Source organism: Dellaglioa sp. CoH-56-MRSF-14, assembly GCF_056782115.1.
Map to the genome: position 1 here is coordinate 305,712 of NZ_JBXAYB010000002.1, position 21,002 is coordinate 326,713.

At 31.8% G+C, this 21,002-nt stretch carries 21 protein-coding genes; 3 read left to right on the forward strand and 18 right to left on the reverse strand.

Features of this window, described 5'->3' with window-relative positions; all coding sequences use genetic code 11:
* The 9 genes from AC1RPX_RS03335 to AC1RPX_RS03375 all read right to left on the reverse strand — a co-directional run.
* Positions 1–713: hypothetical protein (locus AC1RPX_RS03335; RefSeq protein ID WP_481762407.1), on the reverse strand; the 713-nt coding region annotated here is incomplete at its 3' end.
* Positions 714–778: 65 nt separating this feature from the next.
* The gene (gene ytpR, locus AC1RPX_RS03340; protein WP_481761194.1) at positions 779–1,417 is read right to left on the reverse strand and encodes a YtpR family tRNA-binding protein; all 639 of its coding nucleotides are present in this window, start codon (positions 1,415–1,417) and stop codon (positions 779–781) included.
* Positions 1,418–1,419: 2 nt separating this feature from the next.
* Complete coding sequence (locus AC1RPX_RS03345) at positions 1,420–1,878, reverse strand: universal stress protein (protein ID WP_481761193.1); 459 nt, start codon at positions 1,876–1,878, stop codon at positions 1,420–1,422.
* An 18-nt stretch (positions 1,879–1,896) separates the two neighbouring features.
* On the reverse strand, positions 1,897–2,217 hold the full coding sequence (locus AC1RPX_RS03350) for a thioredoxin family protein (protein ID WP_409022701.1): 321 nt from the start codon (positions 2,215–2,217) through the stop codon (positions 1,897–1,899).
* A gap of 5 nt (positions 2,218–2,222) precedes the next feature.
* Positions 2,223–3,302, reverse strand: coding sequence for a glutamyl aminopeptidase (pepA, locus tag AC1RPX_RS03355; protein WP_409022702.1), 1,080 nt, complete (start codon positions 3,300–3,302; stop codon positions 2,223–2,225).
* A 165-nt stretch (positions 3,303–3,467) separates the two neighbouring features.
* A complete protein-coding gene (trmB, locus tag AC1RPX_RS03360; protein ID WP_409022703.1) occupies positions 3,468–4,127 on the reverse strand; it encodes a tRNA (guanosine(46)-N7)-methyltransferase TrmB in 660 nt (219 codons plus the stop codon).
* Between the two features lie 74 nt (positions 4,128–4,201).
* The gene (locus AC1RPX_RS03365; RefSeq protein WP_481761192.1) at positions 4,202–4,990 is read right to left on the reverse strand and encodes a phosphotransferase; all 789 of its coding nucleotides are present in this window, start codon (positions 4,988–4,990) and stop codon (positions 4,202–4,204) included.
* 65 nt (positions 4,991–5,055) lie between these two features.
* Entirely contained in the window at positions 5,056–6,273 is a 1,218-nt protein-coding gene (locus AC1RPX_RS03370) for an ABC transporter permease (protein ID WP_481761191.1), read from the reverse strand.
* Entirely contained in the window at positions 6,270–7,007 is a 738-nt protein-coding gene (locus AC1RPX_RS03375) for an ABC transporter ATP-binding protein (RefSeq protein ID WP_481761190.1), read from the reverse strand. The genes AC1RPX_RS03370 and AC1RPX_RS03375 overlap by 4 nt, the downstream gene beginning before the upstream one ends.
* Before the next feature lie 114 nt (positions 7,008–7,121).
* Between AC1RPX_RS03375 and AC1RPX_RS03380 the strand changes: the two genes are divergently transcribed.
* The 3 genes from AC1RPX_RS03380 (at position 7,122) to AC1RPX_RS03390 (ending at position 8,917) form a co-directional block, all read left to right on the forward strand.
* Positions 7,122–7,553, forward strand: coding sequence for an HIT family protein (locus AC1RPX_RS03380; RefSeq protein ID WP_481761189.1), 432 nt, complete (start codon positions 7,122–7,124; stop codon positions 7,551–7,553).
* Positions 7,553–7,876, forward strand: a complete 324-nt coding sequence (locus tag AC1RPX_RS03385; protein ID WP_481761188.1) for a hypothetical protein — start codon at positions 7,553–7,555, stop codon at positions 7,874–7,876. Before AC1RPX_RS03380 ends, AC1RPX_RS03385 begins: the two co-directional genes overlap by 1 nt.
* Before the next feature lie 135 nt (positions 7,877–8,011).
* Positions 8,012–8,917, forward strand: coding sequence for a peptidylprolyl isomerase (locus tag AC1RPX_RS03390; RefSeq protein ID WP_481761187.1), 906 nt, complete (start codon positions 8,012–8,014; stop codon positions 8,915–8,917).
* 86 nt (positions 8,918–9,003) lie between these two features.
* Here the strand turns inward: AC1RPX_RS03390 and AC1RPX_RS03395 are convergent, their stop codons facing one another.
* The 9 genes from AC1RPX_RS03395 to AC1RPX_RS03435 form a co-directional block, all read right to left on the reverse strand.
* Positions 9,004–9,978, reverse strand: coding sequence for a 3'-5' exoribonuclease YhaM family protein (locus AC1RPX_RS03395; RefSeq protein WP_481761186.1), 975 nt, complete (start codon positions 9,976–9,978; stop codon positions 9,004–9,006).
* A 10-nt stretch (positions 9,979–9,988) separates the two neighbouring features.
* Positions 9,989–12,679, reverse strand: coding sequence for an ATP-binding protein (locus tag AC1RPX_RS03400; RefSeq protein WP_481761185.1), 2,691 nt, complete (start codon positions 12,677–12,679; stop codon positions 9,989–9,991).
* Positions 12,666–13,886, reverse strand: coding sequence for a metallophosphoesterase family protein (locus AC1RPX_RS03405; RefSeq protein ID WP_481761184.1), 1,221 nt, complete (start codon positions 13,884–13,886; stop codon positions 12,666–12,668). The genes AC1RPX_RS03400 and AC1RPX_RS03405 overlap by 14 nt, the downstream gene beginning before the upstream one ends.
* Before the next feature lie 71 nt (positions 13,887–13,957).
* The gene (locus AC1RPX_RS03410) at positions 13,958–14,302 is read right to left on the reverse strand and encodes a YlbF/YmcA family competence regulator (protein ID WP_481761183.1); all 345 of its coding nucleotides are present in this window, start codon (positions 14,300–14,302) and stop codon (positions 13,958–13,960) included.
* A 76-nt stretch (positions 14,303–14,378) separates the two neighbouring features.
* Entirely contained in the window at positions 14,379–16,499 is a 2,121-nt protein-coding gene (locus AC1RPX_RS03415; protein WP_481761182.1) for a PBP1A family penicillin-binding protein, read from the reverse strand.
* Positions 16,500–16,651: 152 nt separating this feature from the next.
* Positions 16,652–17,119: an arginine repressor gene (locus AC1RPX_RS03420; RefSeq protein WP_409022715.1), complete on the reverse strand. Its 468-nt coding sequence runs from the start codon at positions 17,117–17,119 to the stop codon at positions 16,652–16,654.
* A 70-nt stretch (positions 17,120–17,189) separates the two neighbouring features.
* Positions 17,190–17,900 carry a Crp/Fnr family transcriptional regulator gene (locus AC1RPX_RS03425; RefSeq protein WP_481761181.1) on the reverse strand — a complete coding sequence of 237 codons (711 nt, stop codon included), beginning with the start codon at positions 17,898–17,900 and terminating at the stop codon, positions 17,190–17,192.
* 285 nt (positions 17,901–18,185) lie between these two features.
* Positions 18,186–19,877, reverse strand: a complete 1,692-nt coding sequence (gene argS, locus AC1RPX_RS03430; protein WP_481761180.1) for an arginine--tRNA ligase — start codon at positions 19,875–19,877, stop codon at positions 18,186–18,188.
* 257 nt (positions 19,878–20,134) lie between these two features.
* Positions 20,135–20,995, reverse strand: coding sequence for a MurR/RpiR family transcriptional regulator (locus tag AC1RPX_RS03435; RefSeq protein ID WP_481761179.1), 861 nt, complete (start codon positions 20,993–20,995; stop codon positions 20,135–20,137).
* Between the last annotated feature and the right edge of the window lie 7 nt (positions 20,996–21,002).

The window sequence follows — 21,002 nt, forward strand, 5'->3', positions numbered from 1 at the left end:
GCTTCTTGTACTTCTTGTACTTCTTGTACTTCTTGTACTTCTTGTACTTCTTGTACTTCTTGTACTTCTTGTACTTCTTGTACTTCTTCATTAGTTTGGTGATTGGTACTTACAAATGCAAGTTCTTCACGTGACAAAACTTCAGGTTTATTTTTAAAAACGGCTAATTCATTTTGAGCCTCATTCTCAGAAACTGATATTTCAAATAATCCTCGAGCTAAAGCGTGCTTGTTATTAGCAACTACATTTATATTTGCTTTTTTTATCTGTTCATTTTTTTCATCAAACACATCAGGCTCTAAATTTGTATTTTGTAATAAAGTATCTTCTTGTTTATTATCTTCGATTACTGAATCTACTTCTGGTACTATTTTTTTAGCTACACTATCCACAGAATATAACGTATTTTCATCATTATTAGATACTTGATTTTCCTCTTCAGCAAAATCATCAAACAGTAAATAAGTATCCTTTGCTTTAGTTAATTGAACTAAAATTTTCCGATACCTTACGTTTTTATTTTGCTTTTTATTTGTAAAAAATGTGGGGATTTGTTTTGGTTTGAAACCTCGAGAATAGCGATTAATTTGTGCTTTTTCACTTTGACTATCTATCTTTGTCTCTTTGCGCGCAAATTTCTCATTGTGATGTGGTTTATTTACATCTTTTTTTAACGTTTTCTTATAAAATGCAGGTCCATCGTAACGCTCCATTAATTTCATCCTAACTATGTAAAAAACTAATTGCAATAACCGCAATTAGTTTTTATAAATCTATATTATGCAAATAATTTGGCTGCCTTCTCAAAATCGAATGCATCACCAACATGATTCATCTTTTCATCTAAAACTAAAATACCATGGACAGTTGGAGCATTAGGAATAGCCAACTCTTGAGCTGAACAAACCATGCCATAACTATCAATACCACGTAATTTACCCGGCCAAATAATAGCCCCAGTTGGCATCATTGCGCCAACTTTAGCAACAACAACAAGCTGACCTTGTTCAATATTAGGTGCACCACAAACGATATCTAGTGTCTCACCATTATTGACTTCAATTTTTGTGATATGCAAATGATCAGAATCAGGATGTTCATTACATTCAGCTACATATCCCACAACAAATTTAGGATCGTCATCGACAACAAGTACATCCTTAAATCCAGCAGCAACGATAAGTTGATTTAATTTTTCTACTTGTTTTTCATCTAAAAAGATTTGTCCGTTACCTACTAAATCAAGTGATTCTTTAGAGATTTCTAGAAAATTAAATCCCAACGTTTCATTCGATTTTTCATTGAAAATACGAACGACATTATTTTTTAATTCTGACTTTTGGTTTTCTACCTCTTCACGTAAAACAACCATTAATGTATCGCCAACGTTCTTTAAATTATAACTTGCTATTAACATATTTATTTATGAGTTCCCTTCTTATTATCACTAATGACTAAGACGTCACATGGCGCATTTCTTAGAATTGCATCTGTTGTTGATCCATTCACAAATCTTTCAACAACGTTAGCCCCTGTTTGCCCAACCATAATTAAATCAATATGTTTTTCTTCTGGTATTTCACGACTTAATAAAACTTTAGAAGATCCATATACTAAAATAGTTTCAACATCAATAACGCCCTTATCTATCGCAATTTGTTTGTAGTCGGCTAAGGTATCATTTAATCGCTTAACTTCAGTTGTAACGTCATCTTCATCTTCAGAAAATGTATTGTCAACACTTCGCTCAACAACATGTACAACTATTAAACTAGCCTCGTTTTTTAAAGTACTCTCAACTGCCTGATTAAATGCACGTTCAGATTGCACACTTCCATCTATCCCGACCATTACTCTTTTATAAACTTGTTCAAACATCACTATCACCCCAATGGTTTAGTCTAATTTGTTCATAAATGATTCGATTTGTTCTTTCGTTTTACGCTCTTTATTCACATAACGATCAAGCTCAACACCGTTATTGTATGCAACAAAACTCGGAATACCAAAAATACCCCAATCTTGGCAAAGTTCAATTTGTTCATCGCGATCTACTTTATAGAATTTAAAATCGGAATACTCTGCTTCAATTTCAGGCATTAATGGTTCAATAAAGTTACAGTCTGGACACCAACCTGCCGTAAAATAAAACAATGATTTACCATTCAATAATAATTCATTTAATTTATCTTTTTCTAAAACTTTTAATTTTTCCAATCTAACTACCCCTTAATGATTGTATCGACAGTTGAACGGTCCAATCCTAAAATTGTTTTTTCAAGTAATTCTTTTGCTGCTTCATAGTCTCTGATTGAGAACATTGTTTGATGCGTATGAATATAACGTGCACAAACGCCAATAACAGAACTTGGAATACCATTATTTGCTGTTTGAGCTGCGCCAGCATCAGTACCACCTTGAGAAACAAAGTACTGATAAGGAATATTGTTATCCGAAGCAGTATCCAATAAAAATTCTTTTAATCTAGGAAGCGTTACTAATCTTGGATCATAAATTCTGATCAACGTTCCTTCACCAAGATGTCCAAATGTTCCCTTTGTTGTTTCAATATCATTTGCTGCTGAACAGTCGACAGCAAAAAATAAATCAGGTTTCAGCATATTTACTGCACCTGGCGTGCCTCGTAGTCCAACTTCTTCTTGAACATTAGCACCAGCGAATAAAGTATTTGGTAATGTTACGTCTTTTAATTTTTCAAGTGTTTCCAGTACTGCAGTACAACCGTAACGGTTATCCCATGCCTTACTAATAATATTTTTACCATTAGCTGTTTTAATTGTTTCAACATCCGGAACAATATAATCTCCTGGTGCAATACCAAACTCTTTTGCTTCACTTGCAGATTCAAATCCACCATCAAATAAAATATCATTAATTTGTGGTGTTGCATTTTGATGATTATCACCACGCAATAAATGAGGTGATACTGAAGAAGAAATTATTGGGTACGTTTGACCTGATCGTGTTGTTAGTGTGAATCGTTGTGAAGAAACAACAAATGGATTCCATCCACCAAGTGGGCGAACTGAAAATAACCCATTGTCATTAATTGCGGCAAGCATGAATCCAACTTCGTCCATATGAGCAGCGGTCATAATTTTAGGTGCATTTATATCTGCATTTTTACGGATACCAAAAATCCCACCCAAACCATCCTGAACAACCTCATCAACATTTGGTGTCATTTTTTCGCGCATTACATCACGTACGTTATTTTCAAATCCACTTGTTGCCTGAAGTTCAGTCATTGTTTTAACTAAATTAAACGTTTTATCATTCATATTAGAGAGCCCCTTTTCATTTTATTGGACGAATTAGTCCCAATTTTGTCTACTCACTTAGCTTAATATTTCTTACTTTATATTATATAATAGTACCATAAAAGAATCCATGAATGTAGCTTAGTTACTATGTAACGGCGTTTTTACAAAAAAAATCTGGAATTTTTATTCCAGATTTTTAGACGTATTAAAATGTGCTTCTAACTTATAGATAGGCTGTCCCTTTTTACTAAATTTTTCTTCATATTCAGTCATGACATTATCTTCAGCTTCAACGCTTGCATGTAAATCAAGCCAAACTTGATCATAACCCATTCCATACTCATTTAAACTAACTAATGAGTATTCAAACAAGCCACGATTATCTGTCTTAAATTCAAGATGACCATCATTTTTCATAACTTTTTCATAGCCTTTTAAGAAACTGCCATGAGTAAGTCGACGTTTGGCTTGTCTTGTTTTAGGCCAAGGATCTGAAAAATTCAAATAAATGCCATCAACTTCATTATCATCAAAAAATTCAGTTACCGAATCACCGTTACCTAAAATTAATTGTAAATTTGGAATTTGTGCTTCAACTTGTTTCTTCAACGTAATTGCTGCAATTGTCGTTTGCAATTCAATTCCGATAAAATTATATTCCGGAAATTTTCTAGCCATTCCCATAATAAATCCACCCTTACCCATACCTATTTCAATAAAAAGTGGTTGTTTTTTCTCAAATCTTGATTGCCATTTACCCTTAAACTGATTAGGTGATGTTACAAGTAGTTCCGGATGTTCTGCAATTAACGGTTCAGCCCATGCTTTATTTCTTAATCTCAACTTATATATCCTCATTTCATTTGATAAAGTAAGTGGGGCTAGAACGTATTAATCGTTTTAGCCCCACTTACTTTTTAATCCATTTTTATATTATATTTTTGTAATTCTATTATTGCCTGATTCATTTCATGAAATCGACTTAATTGATGTGCTTTTTTTATTCGTTGTAATTTTGCTATTATAATGTACCAGTTTATTCTGTTTAATAAATCGTTATTCTCCAATGACTCATGATAACCACTCAGCCAACTACTCCATTGTGTATCTGGAATGTATTCAGACATAACTAAGCTCAAATCCATAGCAGGATCAGCAATTTTTGCTGACTCCCAATCAACTAAATATAATTGATTAGTATCAGACTGTAACCAATTTCGATGATTCAAATCACCATGACAAACTGTATACTTATCCGTTGATAGTTCAGGTTGATGTTCATTTAATTGCTGAAACATTTTTGATAGCAAGGGGTGCTGCTTTAAATCATCACTCAAATCGTCAAAATAATTAGCTAATAAGCCACTAGGTGTGATAACTTCTCCACCAACCTGTCTCAACATATTTTTTAATTGCTTTGAGCGATGAATTTTAGATAATAATTCAGGAACCATTTTTTGATCCATTTCATCAGAATGAAGGTTTCGTCCATTTAGCCACTCTTGTGCAGTTATTGTATCCCCACTTGAGATTCGCTTAGTCCAAATTAATTTTGGTGTAATACCAGCAACTGAGAGCGCAGCTAAAAAAGGTGACATATTTTGTTTCAAAAACACCTTTTCTTGTGCACGTGTACCCATGTATGCAGTGCCTGTATCTCCACCAATTGGTAACAATTGCCAACCGGGATCTAAATTAAAATCCATACTATTATTACCTCTTTTTCCCGACTAAGCTCTGATGCTATAGTTTCATCTTACAAACATCCCTATTATACGTCAAGGATTTTTTTAACTCTGGTAACTAAGTAAACATTAGTAAACAGCATTATTTCCACTAAACTCACCAAAACACCATAACCCATCATTAAAAATTGTCCTGTACCAATATAGATTGCGATATTAAAAAGTACTGCACTTACACTTATAATTGTTAATGTAAACTTTTTGAAATTCTTAATTTGATACTCTTTTCCTTTTGGATATAGTCTAGTAAAAATAATATTATCGTAATGTTTTGCAAAAGGTAACAATTGAAAACCAATCAGATAAATAAATAAGATTAAAAATGCGAGTGCTAGCCAACCATTTGAAATAAATGCAATAATTAGCGCTCCAATTAGAGTTAATCTAATAAATAAGCCACTAAATTCAGTTCCGCGAATAAATCCCCTTGCATATAAAAATGTATAAACATTTGCGTCATCTTTTTTAATATGATTTAAAATGAAATCAAGGTACACTCTTCTCTTAACATTCCCTCTAACCATTGGTACATCAGTAAATAAATTAAAGAAACGGTAAATCCCTAACATTCTATTTTCTTCAAAACTGATTGCTTTTTTCCAATCAAAGATTTCCTTAAATCCTTTTGCAGCTAGCTGATTTAAAACAAAGCTACTTAAAATAGCAACGATAAAACTCAGAATAAACGTACCATATAATCCAAGGATATAAATCAAAATAGGCAATAAAATATTAACTAATTTGATACTTCCCCAACTAAACCGGTTATTTTGATATTTTTCAAGTAATGAAATGACTAACCAATTATTTTTCAAGCATAGTTGCGTTAAAATCAAGAAAATAATATTGATTACTGAGATTTTCATTCCAATCATCATAACTGGGATAAGTAACACAATAAATCCAACTTGCATTAAGCTGGCCATAACTGTTGAATAGCGTTTTGCCTTTTTTAAATAACTAATTAATGCATGTTCCTGTGGTAAAAGAAAAACAATATCCGCTTCTTTTAATAACGTACTTAAACGGCCGATTTGTAAAATCACCAGTAATCCAATCACTAATGCAGGCCGATACCAAACTAAATTAACAGGCATCACCTTTAGCCCATTTGAATAAGCCAAACCAAGTCCACCAACAAAAAACATAATTGCAACAACAAAATGATCATTCAAAACATATCGTAAATATTTTAATAATAATAACTGATGACTTTTTAAACGTGTTGTCCATAAGTCTTTCATTTTGTTACCTCTTCCTTAGTTAAACCAAGATAAATTTCATCTAAGGAAGCATCTGGATTCTTATAGGCTTGTCTTAATTCAACCATTGTTCCTTGTGTTTTAATTTCACCTTTATTCAGTAAAATGAACCAATCGCAATACTTTTCAGCTGTGGCTAAAACGTGAGTTGACATTAAGACACTTGCGCCACGCTTCTTTTCAGCAACAATTAACTCTAATAAATCGTTAATTGCTAAGGGGTCTAGCCCGAGAAATGGCTCATCAATAACATAAAAATCAGATTCTGTTAAAAAAGCACAGACAATCATAACTTTTTGTTTCATCCCTTTTGAAAAGTTAGCGGGAAACCATTCTAACTTGTTATCAAGTCTAAATATTTTAAGTAATTCATTAGCTTTTTTCCATGCCTTAGTTTCATTCAATCCATAAGCCATCATTGAGAGTTCAATGTGTTCTTTTAATGTTAATTCTTCATAAAGAATAGGCGTTTCAGGAATATATGCTAAATGTGATTTATAAGCCTGGCTATCTTCCCTTAAGGTTACGCCATTTAATTTAATAGTTCCTTTTTGCGGGGTTAATAACCCAATTATATGATTGATTGTAGTCGATTTACCTGCACCATTTAAACCAATTAAGCCAACGACATTTCCAGGTTTAACTTCAAAAGAAATATCTTTTAAAACTGGTATTTGAGAGTAACCACCCACTAAATTTTTAACTTCTAATGTCATTTTCTAATTCCCCATTTACAATTTATTTATGCCTTTAATTATATCATATTATGGTGAATTATCATTCATGATGTATAATAAAAGTATTAACTAACTTTGAAAGAAGGCAAACATATGACTGACTGTATTTTTTGTAAAATAATTGCCAATGATATTCCTAGTTTCACCGTATACGAAGATGAAGACATTAAAGCATTTCTTGATATCTCACAAACAACCCCAGGCCATACACTTGTTATTCCAAAAAAACATGTTGCTAATATTTTTGAATATGACCAAGCACTCGCTAGTAAAGTTTTTTCTAAAATTCCAATGATTGCTTCCGCAATTAAAGTAAGCAATCCAGATATTCAAGGGATGAATATCGTCAATAATAACGGTGAACTAGCTTACCAATCTGTTTTTCACTCACATTTTCATTTAATTCCTAGATACTCAACAAAAGATACTTTTAAAATGTCATTCAAGGATAATTCCAAGAAGTACACATCCGAGCAACTTGAATCAATTATGATGTCAATCAAGAATAAGATTGGAGAAAAATAATGTCAAAAACACTTAAACGAATTAGTTTGTTATCAATTATTGGTGGGTCAGCATACTATGCCTATAACCATAGAGATGAACTTATTACTTTTGTTGCAGATAAAAAAGTTCAGTTAAAAGCAGATTTTTCTGACTATCAAAATGATATCAATCGCGTAACTAATTCATCAAAAAAATTGCAGTATGCTACAGATCATCTGAATACGATTATCGAAGAAACATTACCCATCGTCGATTCCATTAGCAATCGTATAGAAAAGTTTACTTATGAGATCGAGCCAAATATCAATAAAATTAATAAAAAATTAGAAAAGTATCAATGAATTAGGCTTTTAAAAGTTTGATTTTTTTGTGAATTTTCGGTCATTTACTTTCATTATATGATAATTATGTTATATTAAACGTATTAGTCTTTCATTGAGAAGACAAAAAATTTAAGAAATAGGATGTGTTAGGTTATGAAAAAATGGCTTGTTGCTTTAGCCGGCGTACTATTAACATTTACATTAGCGGGTTGTGGGAGCTCAACAGTTGCAACTACTTCAGGTGGTAAGGTTACAGAAAGTGCTTACTACGATAGTTTGAAGAAAACTTCAAGTGGTACATCAATTTTACAACAAATGATTTTGAACAAAGTATTGGAAAAACAATATGGTGATGATGTTTCTGATAAAGAAGTCACAAAACAATACGATACTTATAAAGCTAAATATGGTTCAAGTTTCTCATCTGTCTTATCACAAAACAGTATGACAAAGACTAGTTTTAAAGCAGAATTACGTTCTAACTTACTTTTAAAAGCTGCTGTTAAACATTACAGTGATTTAAGTTCTACAGCTGTAGATAAGCAATGGGAAGAATACCAACCAACTATTACAGTTCAACGTATTCAAGTTGCTTCAAAATCAGATGCAGAAAAAATCATCAAACAACTTGATGAACAAAAGACTGCTAAAAAGTTAACTGACAAATTTACTGCATTAGCTAAATCAAAATCAACAGATACAACTTCTGCAAGTACTGGTGGTACTTTAGCTGCATTTAACAATACAGATACAACACTAACAGCAGAATTTAAAAAAGCTGCATTTGATTTAAAACAAGGTAAATATACAACTACACCTGTTAAAACAACAGCAGGTTATGATGTAATCTTGAGTGTTAAAAATGCTGGTAAAGGTAAAAAAGCCGATCACATTTCTGACTTAAAAGAACAAATTGTTACTGAAACTATGGCTGACTCAACTAAATTACAAAAAATTGTTGGTAAAGTTCTTAAAAAAGGTAACGTATCAATCAAAGATGATGACTTGAAAGATGTTCTTTCAAGCTACTTATCATCATCTTCTTCATCTTCAAAATAAATACATCAAAACATCAGATTATATCTGGTGTTTTTTTTTCGAAAAAAATATCTCAATGGAATTTATCCATTGAGATATTTTTCAATTTAATTATTTGTTACATTACTGTCAGCATGTGGTTTATAGAAATTTCGACCATCCATACCAAATATACGTTCAGAAAATTCGCCCTCTTCTGTATGAGCCAATGACCCTTTCAACATTTGAATTGATGCATCAATATTATCAATTTGATGTAAAACATCTGCTTCAATTAAATGAGGTTGCACTGGTGAACCATACTCTAGTAACCCATGATGCGCAAGAACAACGTGACGTAATAAAATCATGTCTTCTGTCTGAAGATCAATTTTTAATTCACCTGCTGCTTTAACAATTTCTTCATCAATTAATACAATATGCCCAATTAAATTTCCAGCTAATGTATAAGTTGTTGCCACAGAACCTGATAATTCGATTGTTTTTCCTAAATCATGTAAAATCACACCTGCGTAAAGTAATGGTGCATTAATCACATCACCATATTCGGCAACAATTGATTTAGCTAATCGCAACATTGAAAGTGTATGGTAGGCTAACCCACCAGAAAATGCGTGATGATTTTTCTTTGCAGCGGGATAACTGAAAAAATCATCATGTTTTTCGGCAATGAGATATCTTACAATTCGATTCCAATTTGGGTTTGTAATTTCAAAAATAGCTTTATTAAATTCTTCTTCCATCTCATCTTTTTTCATTGGTGCACTAACGACAAATTGACTCGGATCATTAGGTTCACCCTCTTCAGTCAATCTAATATGATAGATTTTCATCTGTGGATTATTTTGGTAAACTTCACGTTTTCCTTTTATAAAGGCAACTTTACCCGTTTGAAATTGTTCAATTGCCTCTGGCGTTGCATCCCAAAGCTTAGCGCTAATTTGGCCTGAACTATCTTCAAAATTAAATGCAATAAATTGCTTATTATTCTTTGTATTTCTAACTTCTGCACTCTTAATTAAAACAAATAATGCTACGTTTTCGTCAACTTTATATTCAAATATTTTTTTCTCTTGTGCCATGTCCATCCTCCTATAACTTAATTATTTTATCGTTATCAAATCCAGTTAATCCTGAATCATCTGCCGTTAAATAAATAATTTGAACTTTTTTACTTATTTCTCGTATTAGTTTTAAAACGGCATTTTTTCTGTTTTTATCAAAATTAACAAACCCATCATCAATAATTAATGGTAATTCGATTGATTTATTAATTGTCATGATTAAAGCAAATCTAAGTGCGATATATAGCTGCTCTGCTGTTCCTTGTGACAATTCTCCCACTTCAAATGATACCATATCAGAAGAAACGACGGTTAATAATCCTGATATATTATTTATTTGTGTAAAATGGCCTAATGTTAATAGTTCAAAATAATGATTTGCTAATTGCAACATTTGTGGCATTCTAACCCCAGAAGAGTCTTTTAATGCCTCGTTAATCCAATTAATAGTTAACTTTTGAGTTAACCATTTATCAGCTAATTCACTTAAAATTGTAACTTTTTCAGCCAACTCTTGTCGAAGTTCTGTATAATTCCCTTCTGCCTTCAAAGTCCGTAATAACGTCTGTTGATCAATAATCTCCTGATTAATGTTCATTATACTATTTTGCAATTGTTTCAATTGTTCTGTAAGCTCATCTAATTGTTCATCTAAACTTTCTTTCGTTTCAAATCTAGCAAGATTTTTTCTAACCTCCACAGGAAGCTGCTCATTAATTGTATCCAATTTAGATTTGTCTTGAACAAATTGCTTTTGTAAATCGTAATTTTTTTCAAATTGCTCAATTGACGTTAAATGATATTGCGTTAATATTTCATTAATTTGATTAGAAATATCAGCAGTCACATTATCTTCATGCTTTTGTTGTTCATTTAAATAGCCCATTTTATTTTTTATTGATTGTGATTCAGCAATTAAAGGTTGTAATTTATCATTAAAGCCTCTAATTCTAGCTAAACTATCTGCCATATCACTTTTATTTAGTGCTAGAAAACTATCAGCAAAATCTGTCTGATTCAAATAATTTTTTATCTTGTCAGTTAACGTTTTAATTTCTGCTGATTTTTGACTAATTTGATCTGTTATAGACTGTATTCGACTTAAGTCATTTTGAATTGAGAACCACTGATTCTTTGGAAAATCATCTAAAACGTATTGAATTTGATAATCCGTTAATTCAGTATCAGTTTGTCTCAATTGTTCGTCCAGTTCACCTATCTTCAATTGATTTTCATCAATTTCTGCAGTAATCATTTGTCTTTTATTTTGTATTTGCATCAGAGCATCACTACTTGATTTATCCTTAGAATTAGACTGCTTAAATACAATTATGGTATATACAACTATCATAATATCTAGTATCAATCCCATTATTTTAAACGGCATTGGTAAGATCATACTTAGTACAAATAGTATAACACTTACCCCTACTAAGATACTTTGTTGTGTAGACCATTTACTTTTTTGTACTTGATTTTTTTGATCAATTGATTGATTTAAATCTAAAATATCTTGTTTTTTCGTCAATTGCTTTTGTTCAATTTCTTGAAGTATTCGTTTATTGCTCTCTTCAGATTTAATTAATGTGACAATATTTTTAAAATCATCAGGATCAAACGCTATTGGAACTTTTCCGTTGATATTTTGATATTGCATCATTAACCGTTCTTGTTCTGTTAATAGTTGGTTTAAACTCGTCTGTTCTAATACAACTTTATCTAAATATTGTTGATTATCAGCTAATTGTTCAAATAATATATCAAAATCAACTTTATTGTTTTCATAAAAATTTATTAAATTTAATGCTGCTAAATTTTCTTTTTCATCAACTACACTCTGATTAATCGATTTTAACCTTTCATTATTTATCTTTTGTTTCTCTAGTAAATTTTGTATTTTTTGATAATTATCAACAGAAATCATAGCATCTTCATCAGTTTGTTTTAGCTTATCCGTCAACTCATTAGATTGTTCATATATTGACCAATTTTGCTTTAATTGTTCGTAGCGTTGGTAATCTTTGGTTAGATTATATTGTGTTGTTTGTAGCCCTTTAATTTGTTCCCTATTTTGATCTAACTTTTTTTGTGTCTCAACATATTCCGGAAATTTCTGTTTGGCAATATTTATTTTATTAACTAAATCATTGTATAACGCAATTTCCTTATTTAACTCAGTTACACGACCTGCTGGCTTATAGACGTGATCGGCATCTTTTTGAATTTTTTTAGTTAATTCTAACCATTCTTGACTACCAACTGCTCCCATCGTCGTTAGATACTCATTTAAATCTTCATTCGTTAAATTAAATACTTGGTTTAACGCCTGCTGATTAAATGAAAATACTTGATTGTATAAATTTTCATCGACTGGATTTAGCCATTCATGCAGCTTACTACTAGCTACTTTCATCCCATCATCACTTTTAACAATAGATACCTTGCCACCAGATTTACCTTGTGTACGAGTTAGTCGATAAGCATCGTTACCAATTAATAATTCCAACTCTCCACCATATGTGGATGAGTCTTTAGGCAGATATTGTTGGTACTTCTTTTTCGCATTTGCAAATCCAAATAACATACTCAATACGAATGCTGTTAACGTCGATTTACCTGCTTCATTCAGACCAAAAATAACCTGATTCGTTTGATTAAAATCAAACGTTTTATCATGCCACTTCCCAAATCCGTAAATTTTAACTTTAGTTATTTTCATCTATATGACCCTCTATCGCTTGATTTTCATGAAGCAATGTTTTTGAATTTTCTTGTAATTCTACTAAATGTCCCGTTTCTAATAAGTACGTATTAAGTTCCGGAATTTGTAATAATTTATCAGCGAGTTCAGTCATTCCATCATCAGTAAAAACACGTTTTGCGCTTTCTTCCCAGTATTGTTGATCAATTGATTCAAAAGCTACCTTTTTATTAATCACCGTTTTAATTTTAACAATCCAATAGTAATTATCTGGCATATGTTTTTGAATCCAAGCAGTTAATAAATCACCATTTTGAATGCGATTTACTAGGCTATCACTAAAATTATCTAAATCTGTGATTTGTATCACTATTAAATATGATTTATCTTTAGAAAAAAGTTGGCATTCAGCGTCAATCTTATCAATAGCATCTGATAGTGAATCAATTTTTGCCATTGAAATATTAACTGTTTCCCAATCAATTGTAGATGACGTTATAAATTTGGGAACCAACTTATTTCCATCACTATTCACTAGATAAAACCCTTTATCGCCTGATTCTTTACGGTGCCGACCTTGTGTATTTCCAGGATAGATAACTGGGGGTTGTTCATTCAAAATCTGTCTTACATGAATATGACCCAATCCCCAATAATCATAATTTTTCTGTAATAATTCTTTAACAGTAAATGGTGCATAACTTTCATCTGATATTGAATTTATACCCTCATTTGCCCCATGGATAAGCCCAATATGCCATTTCTCATCACCACGAACAGGATAATCAACGATTTTTGATGGTTCCCATCTATGTGCATAACTAAACCCAGTTAATCGAACTTCATCGCCATTTTTTAAAATGTGCGTCACTGTTTCAACTTCACTTGTAAATAAAGTTACATTTGATGGAAAAGTTAAATGATCTTGAGCATTATCAGAAAAATCATGGTTACCAAAACTCAAATAAACATTTATTCCGGCCTTTTGCAGTCGTTCACACTGACTAATTAACGTTGTTTGTGCCATAATACTCATCTCAGATGAATCATATAAATCCCCAACTAAACAAACAAAGTCTACTGATTCTTCAATAGCCGTATCTACGAGATTACTCAAAGCTTTAAATGTTGACTGATAAATCGAATCCATTAACTGACTTGGTACATTTTTTAATCCTCCAAAAGGACTATCTAAATGTAAATCAGCTGCATGAATAAATTTCATCTTCCCACTCCTTTATAAAAAAAAACCTGGTACAAAACATAATTGCTTTGCTTCCAGGATTTTTATTCGAATTAATTATGATATAAATCTTGTATTGGTTTTGTGATAATTGAATTAACTTCATTCATAATTTCACTTAAAACTTGTTCTTTAACCATTAAATCTTTGATTGTATCAAAATCACCGATTTTTTCTGAAAGATTATGAGCATTTTCAAGTTCTTCGTCTGTCATTTCTTCACCATTCATTTGTTTTTGTTGCAAAGACATTTGAATTGTTTGAAATTCTTTAAATAATTTATATGCAATTTCATCTTCTTGCATTTTTGTATAAGCTGATTTCAAAGCCTTATATTCTTCCGTTTGACTAAGATCTTGACTCATTTGGTTCGCTGTATCATAAATATTAACAACCATTTCTGATTCCTCCAATAATAATTTATATTAACTTAATTAGTGTATCATTTTTATCCATAATTTGCATTGATTTGTTCTAATTTCCAAACATCCCATTAATACTATCACTGAGCCATTTTTGGGCTTTTTTAGCAGAATCAGATAATTTATTTTTTATTTCATCTGTTTGCTTTTCTACTGATTCTAAAATACCATCTCCACTATCATTTGAACCGGTATTATTTGCTAAAGTAGTAGCAGATTTCGTTGAGAAGCTTGTCTGAGCAGTATTAGGTAATATACCTGACATTTCGCTTTTAAATAAGGAATCAACGATATCCCCACTTGAATTTCTTAGGTAATGAGTATCATCAGTTTGATCAAAACCAACCCATGTTGCGACAGTAATGTCTGGTGTATATCCAATAACCCACTGATCTTTCGTCCCATCTGTAGAACCTTTTTTAGCCTCTGTACTTCCCGTTTTACCAGCAACTGTATATCCAGCTGGGACAGCAAGTTCGCCAGTTCCTCCAGTTTCAAAGACACCCATCATCATACTTGTCATCGATTTAGCTACCTTACTACTCATAACTTTAGTTTCACTATTGTCTGAATTATTAACAATCGTTTTACCAGAAGCATCAACAATTTTAGTAATAAAATGAGCCTTTTTTTGAATACCACCATTAGCAAACGCAGTATATGCACTAGCCATTTCGTAGGGTGAGACACCAGTAGTTAAACCACCCAAAGCTAAATCTAAGTTTTTGTCCGAACTTTTAACCGGTATACCAAATTTTTTAACAGCATCGTATCCTTTATCAACACCAATTTTATTTAACAACCACACAGCTGGCGCATTTTTACTAAGTGCCAATGCCTTATACATTGGTATTTTACCTGCATATTGATTGTCGTAATTATTTGGTGAATAATTATTTGATCCATATGATTGTTTTTTATCTTTTAATTCAGAATCATAAAAATAGCCATCTTCTAAAGCAGGCATATATACGGCAATTGGTTTTAGTGTTGACCCCGGTTGGCGGTTAATCTGAGTCGCTCGATTATATCCCCTAAAAACGTGTTTACCTCGTCCACCAACAACTGCTGTCACACCACCATTCGTTGAATTAATAGCAATTGATCCACCCTGAGCTTTTGTCCCATCATCAGCATCCAAAGGGAACAAGGTAGAGTTATCAAATGATGTTTGCATAGCTTCTTGATGGGTCTGATCCATCGCCGTATAAATTTTATAACCACGATTCATAATATCTGATTCAGTTAACCCATAATTTTTAATTGCTTCACTAATAACGGCATCAAAATAATAAGGATATTTATAACCTGATTGATAATCGTACGTATCATTTAATGTAATACCCGTCTGCTTAGCACTTGATAATTCTGCACTAGAGATTTTTTTATTTTCATACATAACATTCAGAACAACATTACGCCTTTGTTTAGCTGCAACAGGATGATCTATCGGATTATATGCCCCTGGCGATGTTAACATACCCGCAATAACTGCAGCCTCACTAACAGTTAAATCTGAAGCACTTTTTCCAAAATATTTTTTAGAGGCATCTTGAACACCCCAAACGCCATTACCAAAATATGCATTATTTAAGTACATCGTTAGAATGTCTTTTTTTGAATATACTTTTTCCGTTTCAATTGAAATAAATATTTCTTTAGCCTTACGACTATAAGTTTGCTCCTGTGACAAGAATGCATTTTTAACAAGTTGTTGCGTTATAGTACTTCCGCCACCACTAATTGCACTACTTCCAGTTAATCGATTTTTAACCAATGAAACCACAGAACGTGCCATCCCTTTGATTGAAAATCCATATTCATGATAAAAATTACGATCTTCTGATGACAGTACAGCATTTTGAATATTGGGTGAAATCTTATTTAATGAAACGTAAGTACCCTTTTGAGAGTATAACGATCCTGCTTTATCGCCATCTTTATCAAAAACCTCAGTTGATTGTTGTAAAGCAGCTTTTAACCCACTAACATTTGTTGTTTTGGCTACATAAGTTAAATACGCACTCGAACCTAAAATAATTGCTAAAATAAAAATAGTCAACCATTTCCAACCATGCACAAATTTCCATCCCTGTCGAAACCAATTTTTAAATTGAATTAGATGTATTACAAACCAATTTTCATTTTTAGTTCTTTTATTTTCATTTTTCATTAGTTGTCCCCATATTTAATCTTAATATCATTTATTATTTTACCATAGCAATATTATAAAAAGTAAATTAGCCTTTTTATTATGATATTTTTAAATATTTAAAAAAAGACTAAGAAATGTAGATGTTATCTACTCCTTAGTCTCACAGTATTTTAAATTAAATTATCTGGATTTGCGTGTTCAGTAAAAATATCATAGACACGTTGTGCGGCCTGCTCATCTGAACTAATAATCATAATTGTATCATGTCCCGCAACAGTTCCAACAATATCCGGGAAGCCAAAATCATCGATAATTGCTGCCAGTAAATTACCGTTACTTGGAATCGTTTTAACAACATTCATAAATTGGATTTTAGTAATATTAGTAACGACTTCAAAAATAATTTCAAATAAATGAACTTCTTCACTTAAATTACCTGACTTAAAAATTGCGTATCTCAAATCACCTTGTTCATCTTGAGCTTTAACAATTTTCATTTCACGAATATCTCTAGAAATAGTCGCTTGAGTCGCCTTAATATTCACATGTTCCAATTCTGAAATCAAATCATCCTGCGTTGCAATTACTTTTTTATTAATTAACTGTTCAATTTTAGCTTGACGTATCTCTTTCTTCATAAGAATCCCTCTTTGAATGAGTATTTATTCTTAGTATAGCAAAAGAAATATGAATACTGAAATAATACGCTTAATTTAGGACGATTTTATTCATTTTATTGAATTTTGATTCAAATATAAGCATACCTGAATCTCTAATAATATAACCATCTAACACTAATTTCTGAATAACTCGTCCAACGGTTTCACGCCGCGTTCCACTAATCGTCGCAATATCTTCATGTGTAATCACATATGGGATTCGCAGACTATTCTCACCATGTTTATCGGCTAGATTCTCACTTAAATACTGTAACACTTGTGTTATCCGGGTTGTTGTATTACTACATACGGTTCTTAACCTTAACACTTCTGAACAATTTAAAATATTATCAATTTGCCCAAATAAGTACGCAGAAACTTCATAATGTGTTTTGATTAAATTCTCAATAAGTTCAACAGGAATCTTAGCGACCGTCGCTAGTGTAGCAGCACGACTTGAAACAGTATAATATTCACTCTGTAACATTCCACCAATTGGAAATATTTGTTTCGATGTAACATACATATAATTTTGAAAAATACCAGCTCGATCACCACGTTCAATTTTAACTAATCCATCCAAGACAACATAAATAAAATCACGTTTATCATTCATATCAAAAATAGTATTTCCTTTTAGAAATCTTTTAAATGTAATTTGTTCAAAACAAGCTCCTTGTTCATCCTCACTTAAACAACCAAACAACTCATGGTCAGAAAATTCTGATCGATACCTTTGTCTTTCTTTTTCTGTAATCATCCCTTTACTCCCTTAATACCTATATTTATGATATATAACTATCAACACTATCAGATTAAATATAGAATGTCGATTTATTTTTTCGGATTTTGGAGACCCTGGTTTATTTTTTTGATTCACTGATAGCTCTAAATCATTAATCTAACAGTACCAAAATGATAAAAATAAACTGGTCGTATTCGCACATCCATTTTGTGTTCAAACGCACAATCATCGTTAAAAAGTACATCTAACAATATTTAGATAAAATAAAAAAGTTAACAATTAAGTCAACTTTTTTATTAATTACATTTCTTTTGGTGCATTTACGCCTAATAATCTTAATGATTCTGTTAAAACGACGCTCACACTTTGAACGAGTGCTAAACGAGCTAATTTTTGATCATCTTCAACTAATATCTTTGAATTTGCATAGTATTTATTAAATGCTCTTGATAAATGAATAGCGTATTTAGCAATTACTGATGGTTCATATTCTTTAGCTGCACGTTTAATTATTTTAGGGAAGTCACCAAGTAACTTAATTGTATCCCATGCAGCAGGATCAGAAAGTTCATTGTTACTTTCACTAATTGAAACATCACCCGCTTTACGAATAATACTTTGTGCTCTAGCATTTGAATATTGGACATAGGGACCTGTTTCACCTTCAAAACGAACAACTTCTTCTAAAACAAAATCAAAATTATTCATACGTTCATTCTTTAAATCATGGAAAATAACAGCCCCAACACCAACATCTTTAGCAACTTGTTCAGCATTTGGTAGGTCAGGATTTTTATCTTGAATTTGTTTTTTAGCAAGGCTTGTAGCATCATCTAAAACTTCTTCAAGTAAAATAACACGTCCTGAACGAGTCGATAATTTCTTACCACCTTGTGTGATTAAGCCAAATGGAATGTGGTGCATATCATCTGACCAATCATTACCCATTTCCTTTAACACAGCCTTTAATTGTCTAAAATGGTTAGCTTGTTCATTTCCGACAACATACAATGACTGTACAAAATTATACGTCCGTTTACGGTAAATAGCAGCAGCTAAATCACGAGTAATATATAAAGTTGCCCCATCTGTTTTTTGAATCAAGGCAGGGTTTAAATCGTATTTTTCAAGATCAACAATTTCTGCGCCTTGGCTTTCTTTTAACAAATTTTTATCTTTTAACATTGTCACAACTTCGCCCATTTTATCATTATAAAAGGCTTCCCCTTTAAATGAATCAAATTGGACACCCAGCATATCATAAATTTTATTGAAAGCTGATAATGATTCTGCACGGAACCAAGTCCAAAGTTCGATTGCTTCTTCATCGCCATCCTCGAGCTTTTTAAACCATGCACGAGCTGCAACATCTAACTCTGGATTTTCTTCTGCTTCTTTATGGAAACGAACGTAGTATTCAAGTAATTTATTGATAGGATCAGCTTTAACTTCTGCTTCACTACCCCATAATTTATAAGCAGTAATTAACTTACCAAATTGAGTTCCCCAATCGCCTAAATGATTAATTTTAATTGGATTATAATTAATTTTAGCCAAGATGTTTGCAATTGAATTACCAATCACAGTTGAACGTAAATGTCCCATTGAAATAGGTTTAGCAATATTGGGTGATGACATATCAATTGGTACGTTACCATCATGACCAATATCAGATGCGCCATACTCACTGCCATTTGAAAGCACTTGTTCAATAATATCTTGACTAAATGCAGCCTTATTCAAGAAAAAGTTAACATATGGCCCAACTGCAGCAACTGACTCAAATTGACTTTGATCAATTTTCTCTACTAAGTCTTTAGCAATCATCTGAGGTGCTTTTCTAAATGCTTTAGCTAATGCAAAAGCTGGAAATGCATAATCCCCCATATCAGAACTTTTTGGTATTTCAATTTTGGCAATAATTTCTTCTTCAGTAAGGTTTCCATCAACGATAGCAACCAATGCTTGTGCAACTTGTTGTTTATAATTCATTATCCATTCCTCCTAAAATTGTATAAAAAAAGCCCCTTACAAATAATTATGTAAGAGACGAGAATTCCCGCGGTACCACTCTAATTGATTAATATCCACTCAAAATATTCAGTTATTTCTAAAAAGTACGATTCAACTAACGCTTTTATCTAGCTTCCATCAACCTAGACTTGCTTTAAAATTAATTAGTTTACTAGCTTTTATCATCGAATTTATAGTTTGATTGTAACAAATTAATATTATAAAAGATAGTGTTTTTAGAATTTAGGTTTGCTTTTGGTGAAATATTTCTTTACGACATCCCTTGAATCTGTCAATCTTGTAACATTATCATCAAAATGAATTGATACAAAAGAATAATACACAAGATCGACTGCATATAATTGAGCAATTAAAGAAGTAGTCGCTGCACTTCTGAATTTTTTATTTTCTTCACTATCGTCATGTTCTAAAATAATATTAGCTAATTTGGCCAATGTACTTTTTTTATTATGTGTTAAAACGATAACTTTTATTTTTTGTCGATTTGCAAGATTTGCTAACTTAATTGCATCCGTATTTTCCCCTGAATTTGATATCAAGAATAAAGTTGTTCCTTCTTTTAGTTGCGATAATCCAACGGCAATTAGATGTGTATCAAGTGTTTCTATAACAGACTTACCAACTCGAATAAATTTTTGTTGGAAATCTTTAGCTACAATTTCTGATGCTCCAATTCCATACGCATAGATTATTTTTGACTCTGCAATAACCTTCGCAGCATTAACGACTTCCTCATCTAATGTTTTATTTGATTCCTCAATCGTATGTTGTATCCGCATGGTTAATTTTTGTTGTGTCGTCACTAAATCATCTTTAGGATTAATTTCCTCGAGCATTGATTTATCATCTTGGATTTCTGCTGATAATTCTAATTTTAATCCTGGAAAACCAGTATCACTAATACTTTTTCCAAATCGCGTTATTGCTGCAGTGCTGACACCTACCACCTCTGCCATACTCTGTGTACTCATTCTTATTACTTTCTGAGGGTGCTCTAAAATAAACCGTGCTATTTTTCGCTCTACCTTTGTGTATTTATCCATATTTGCTTGTATTGTGTACAAATAATTACCCATACTTCTT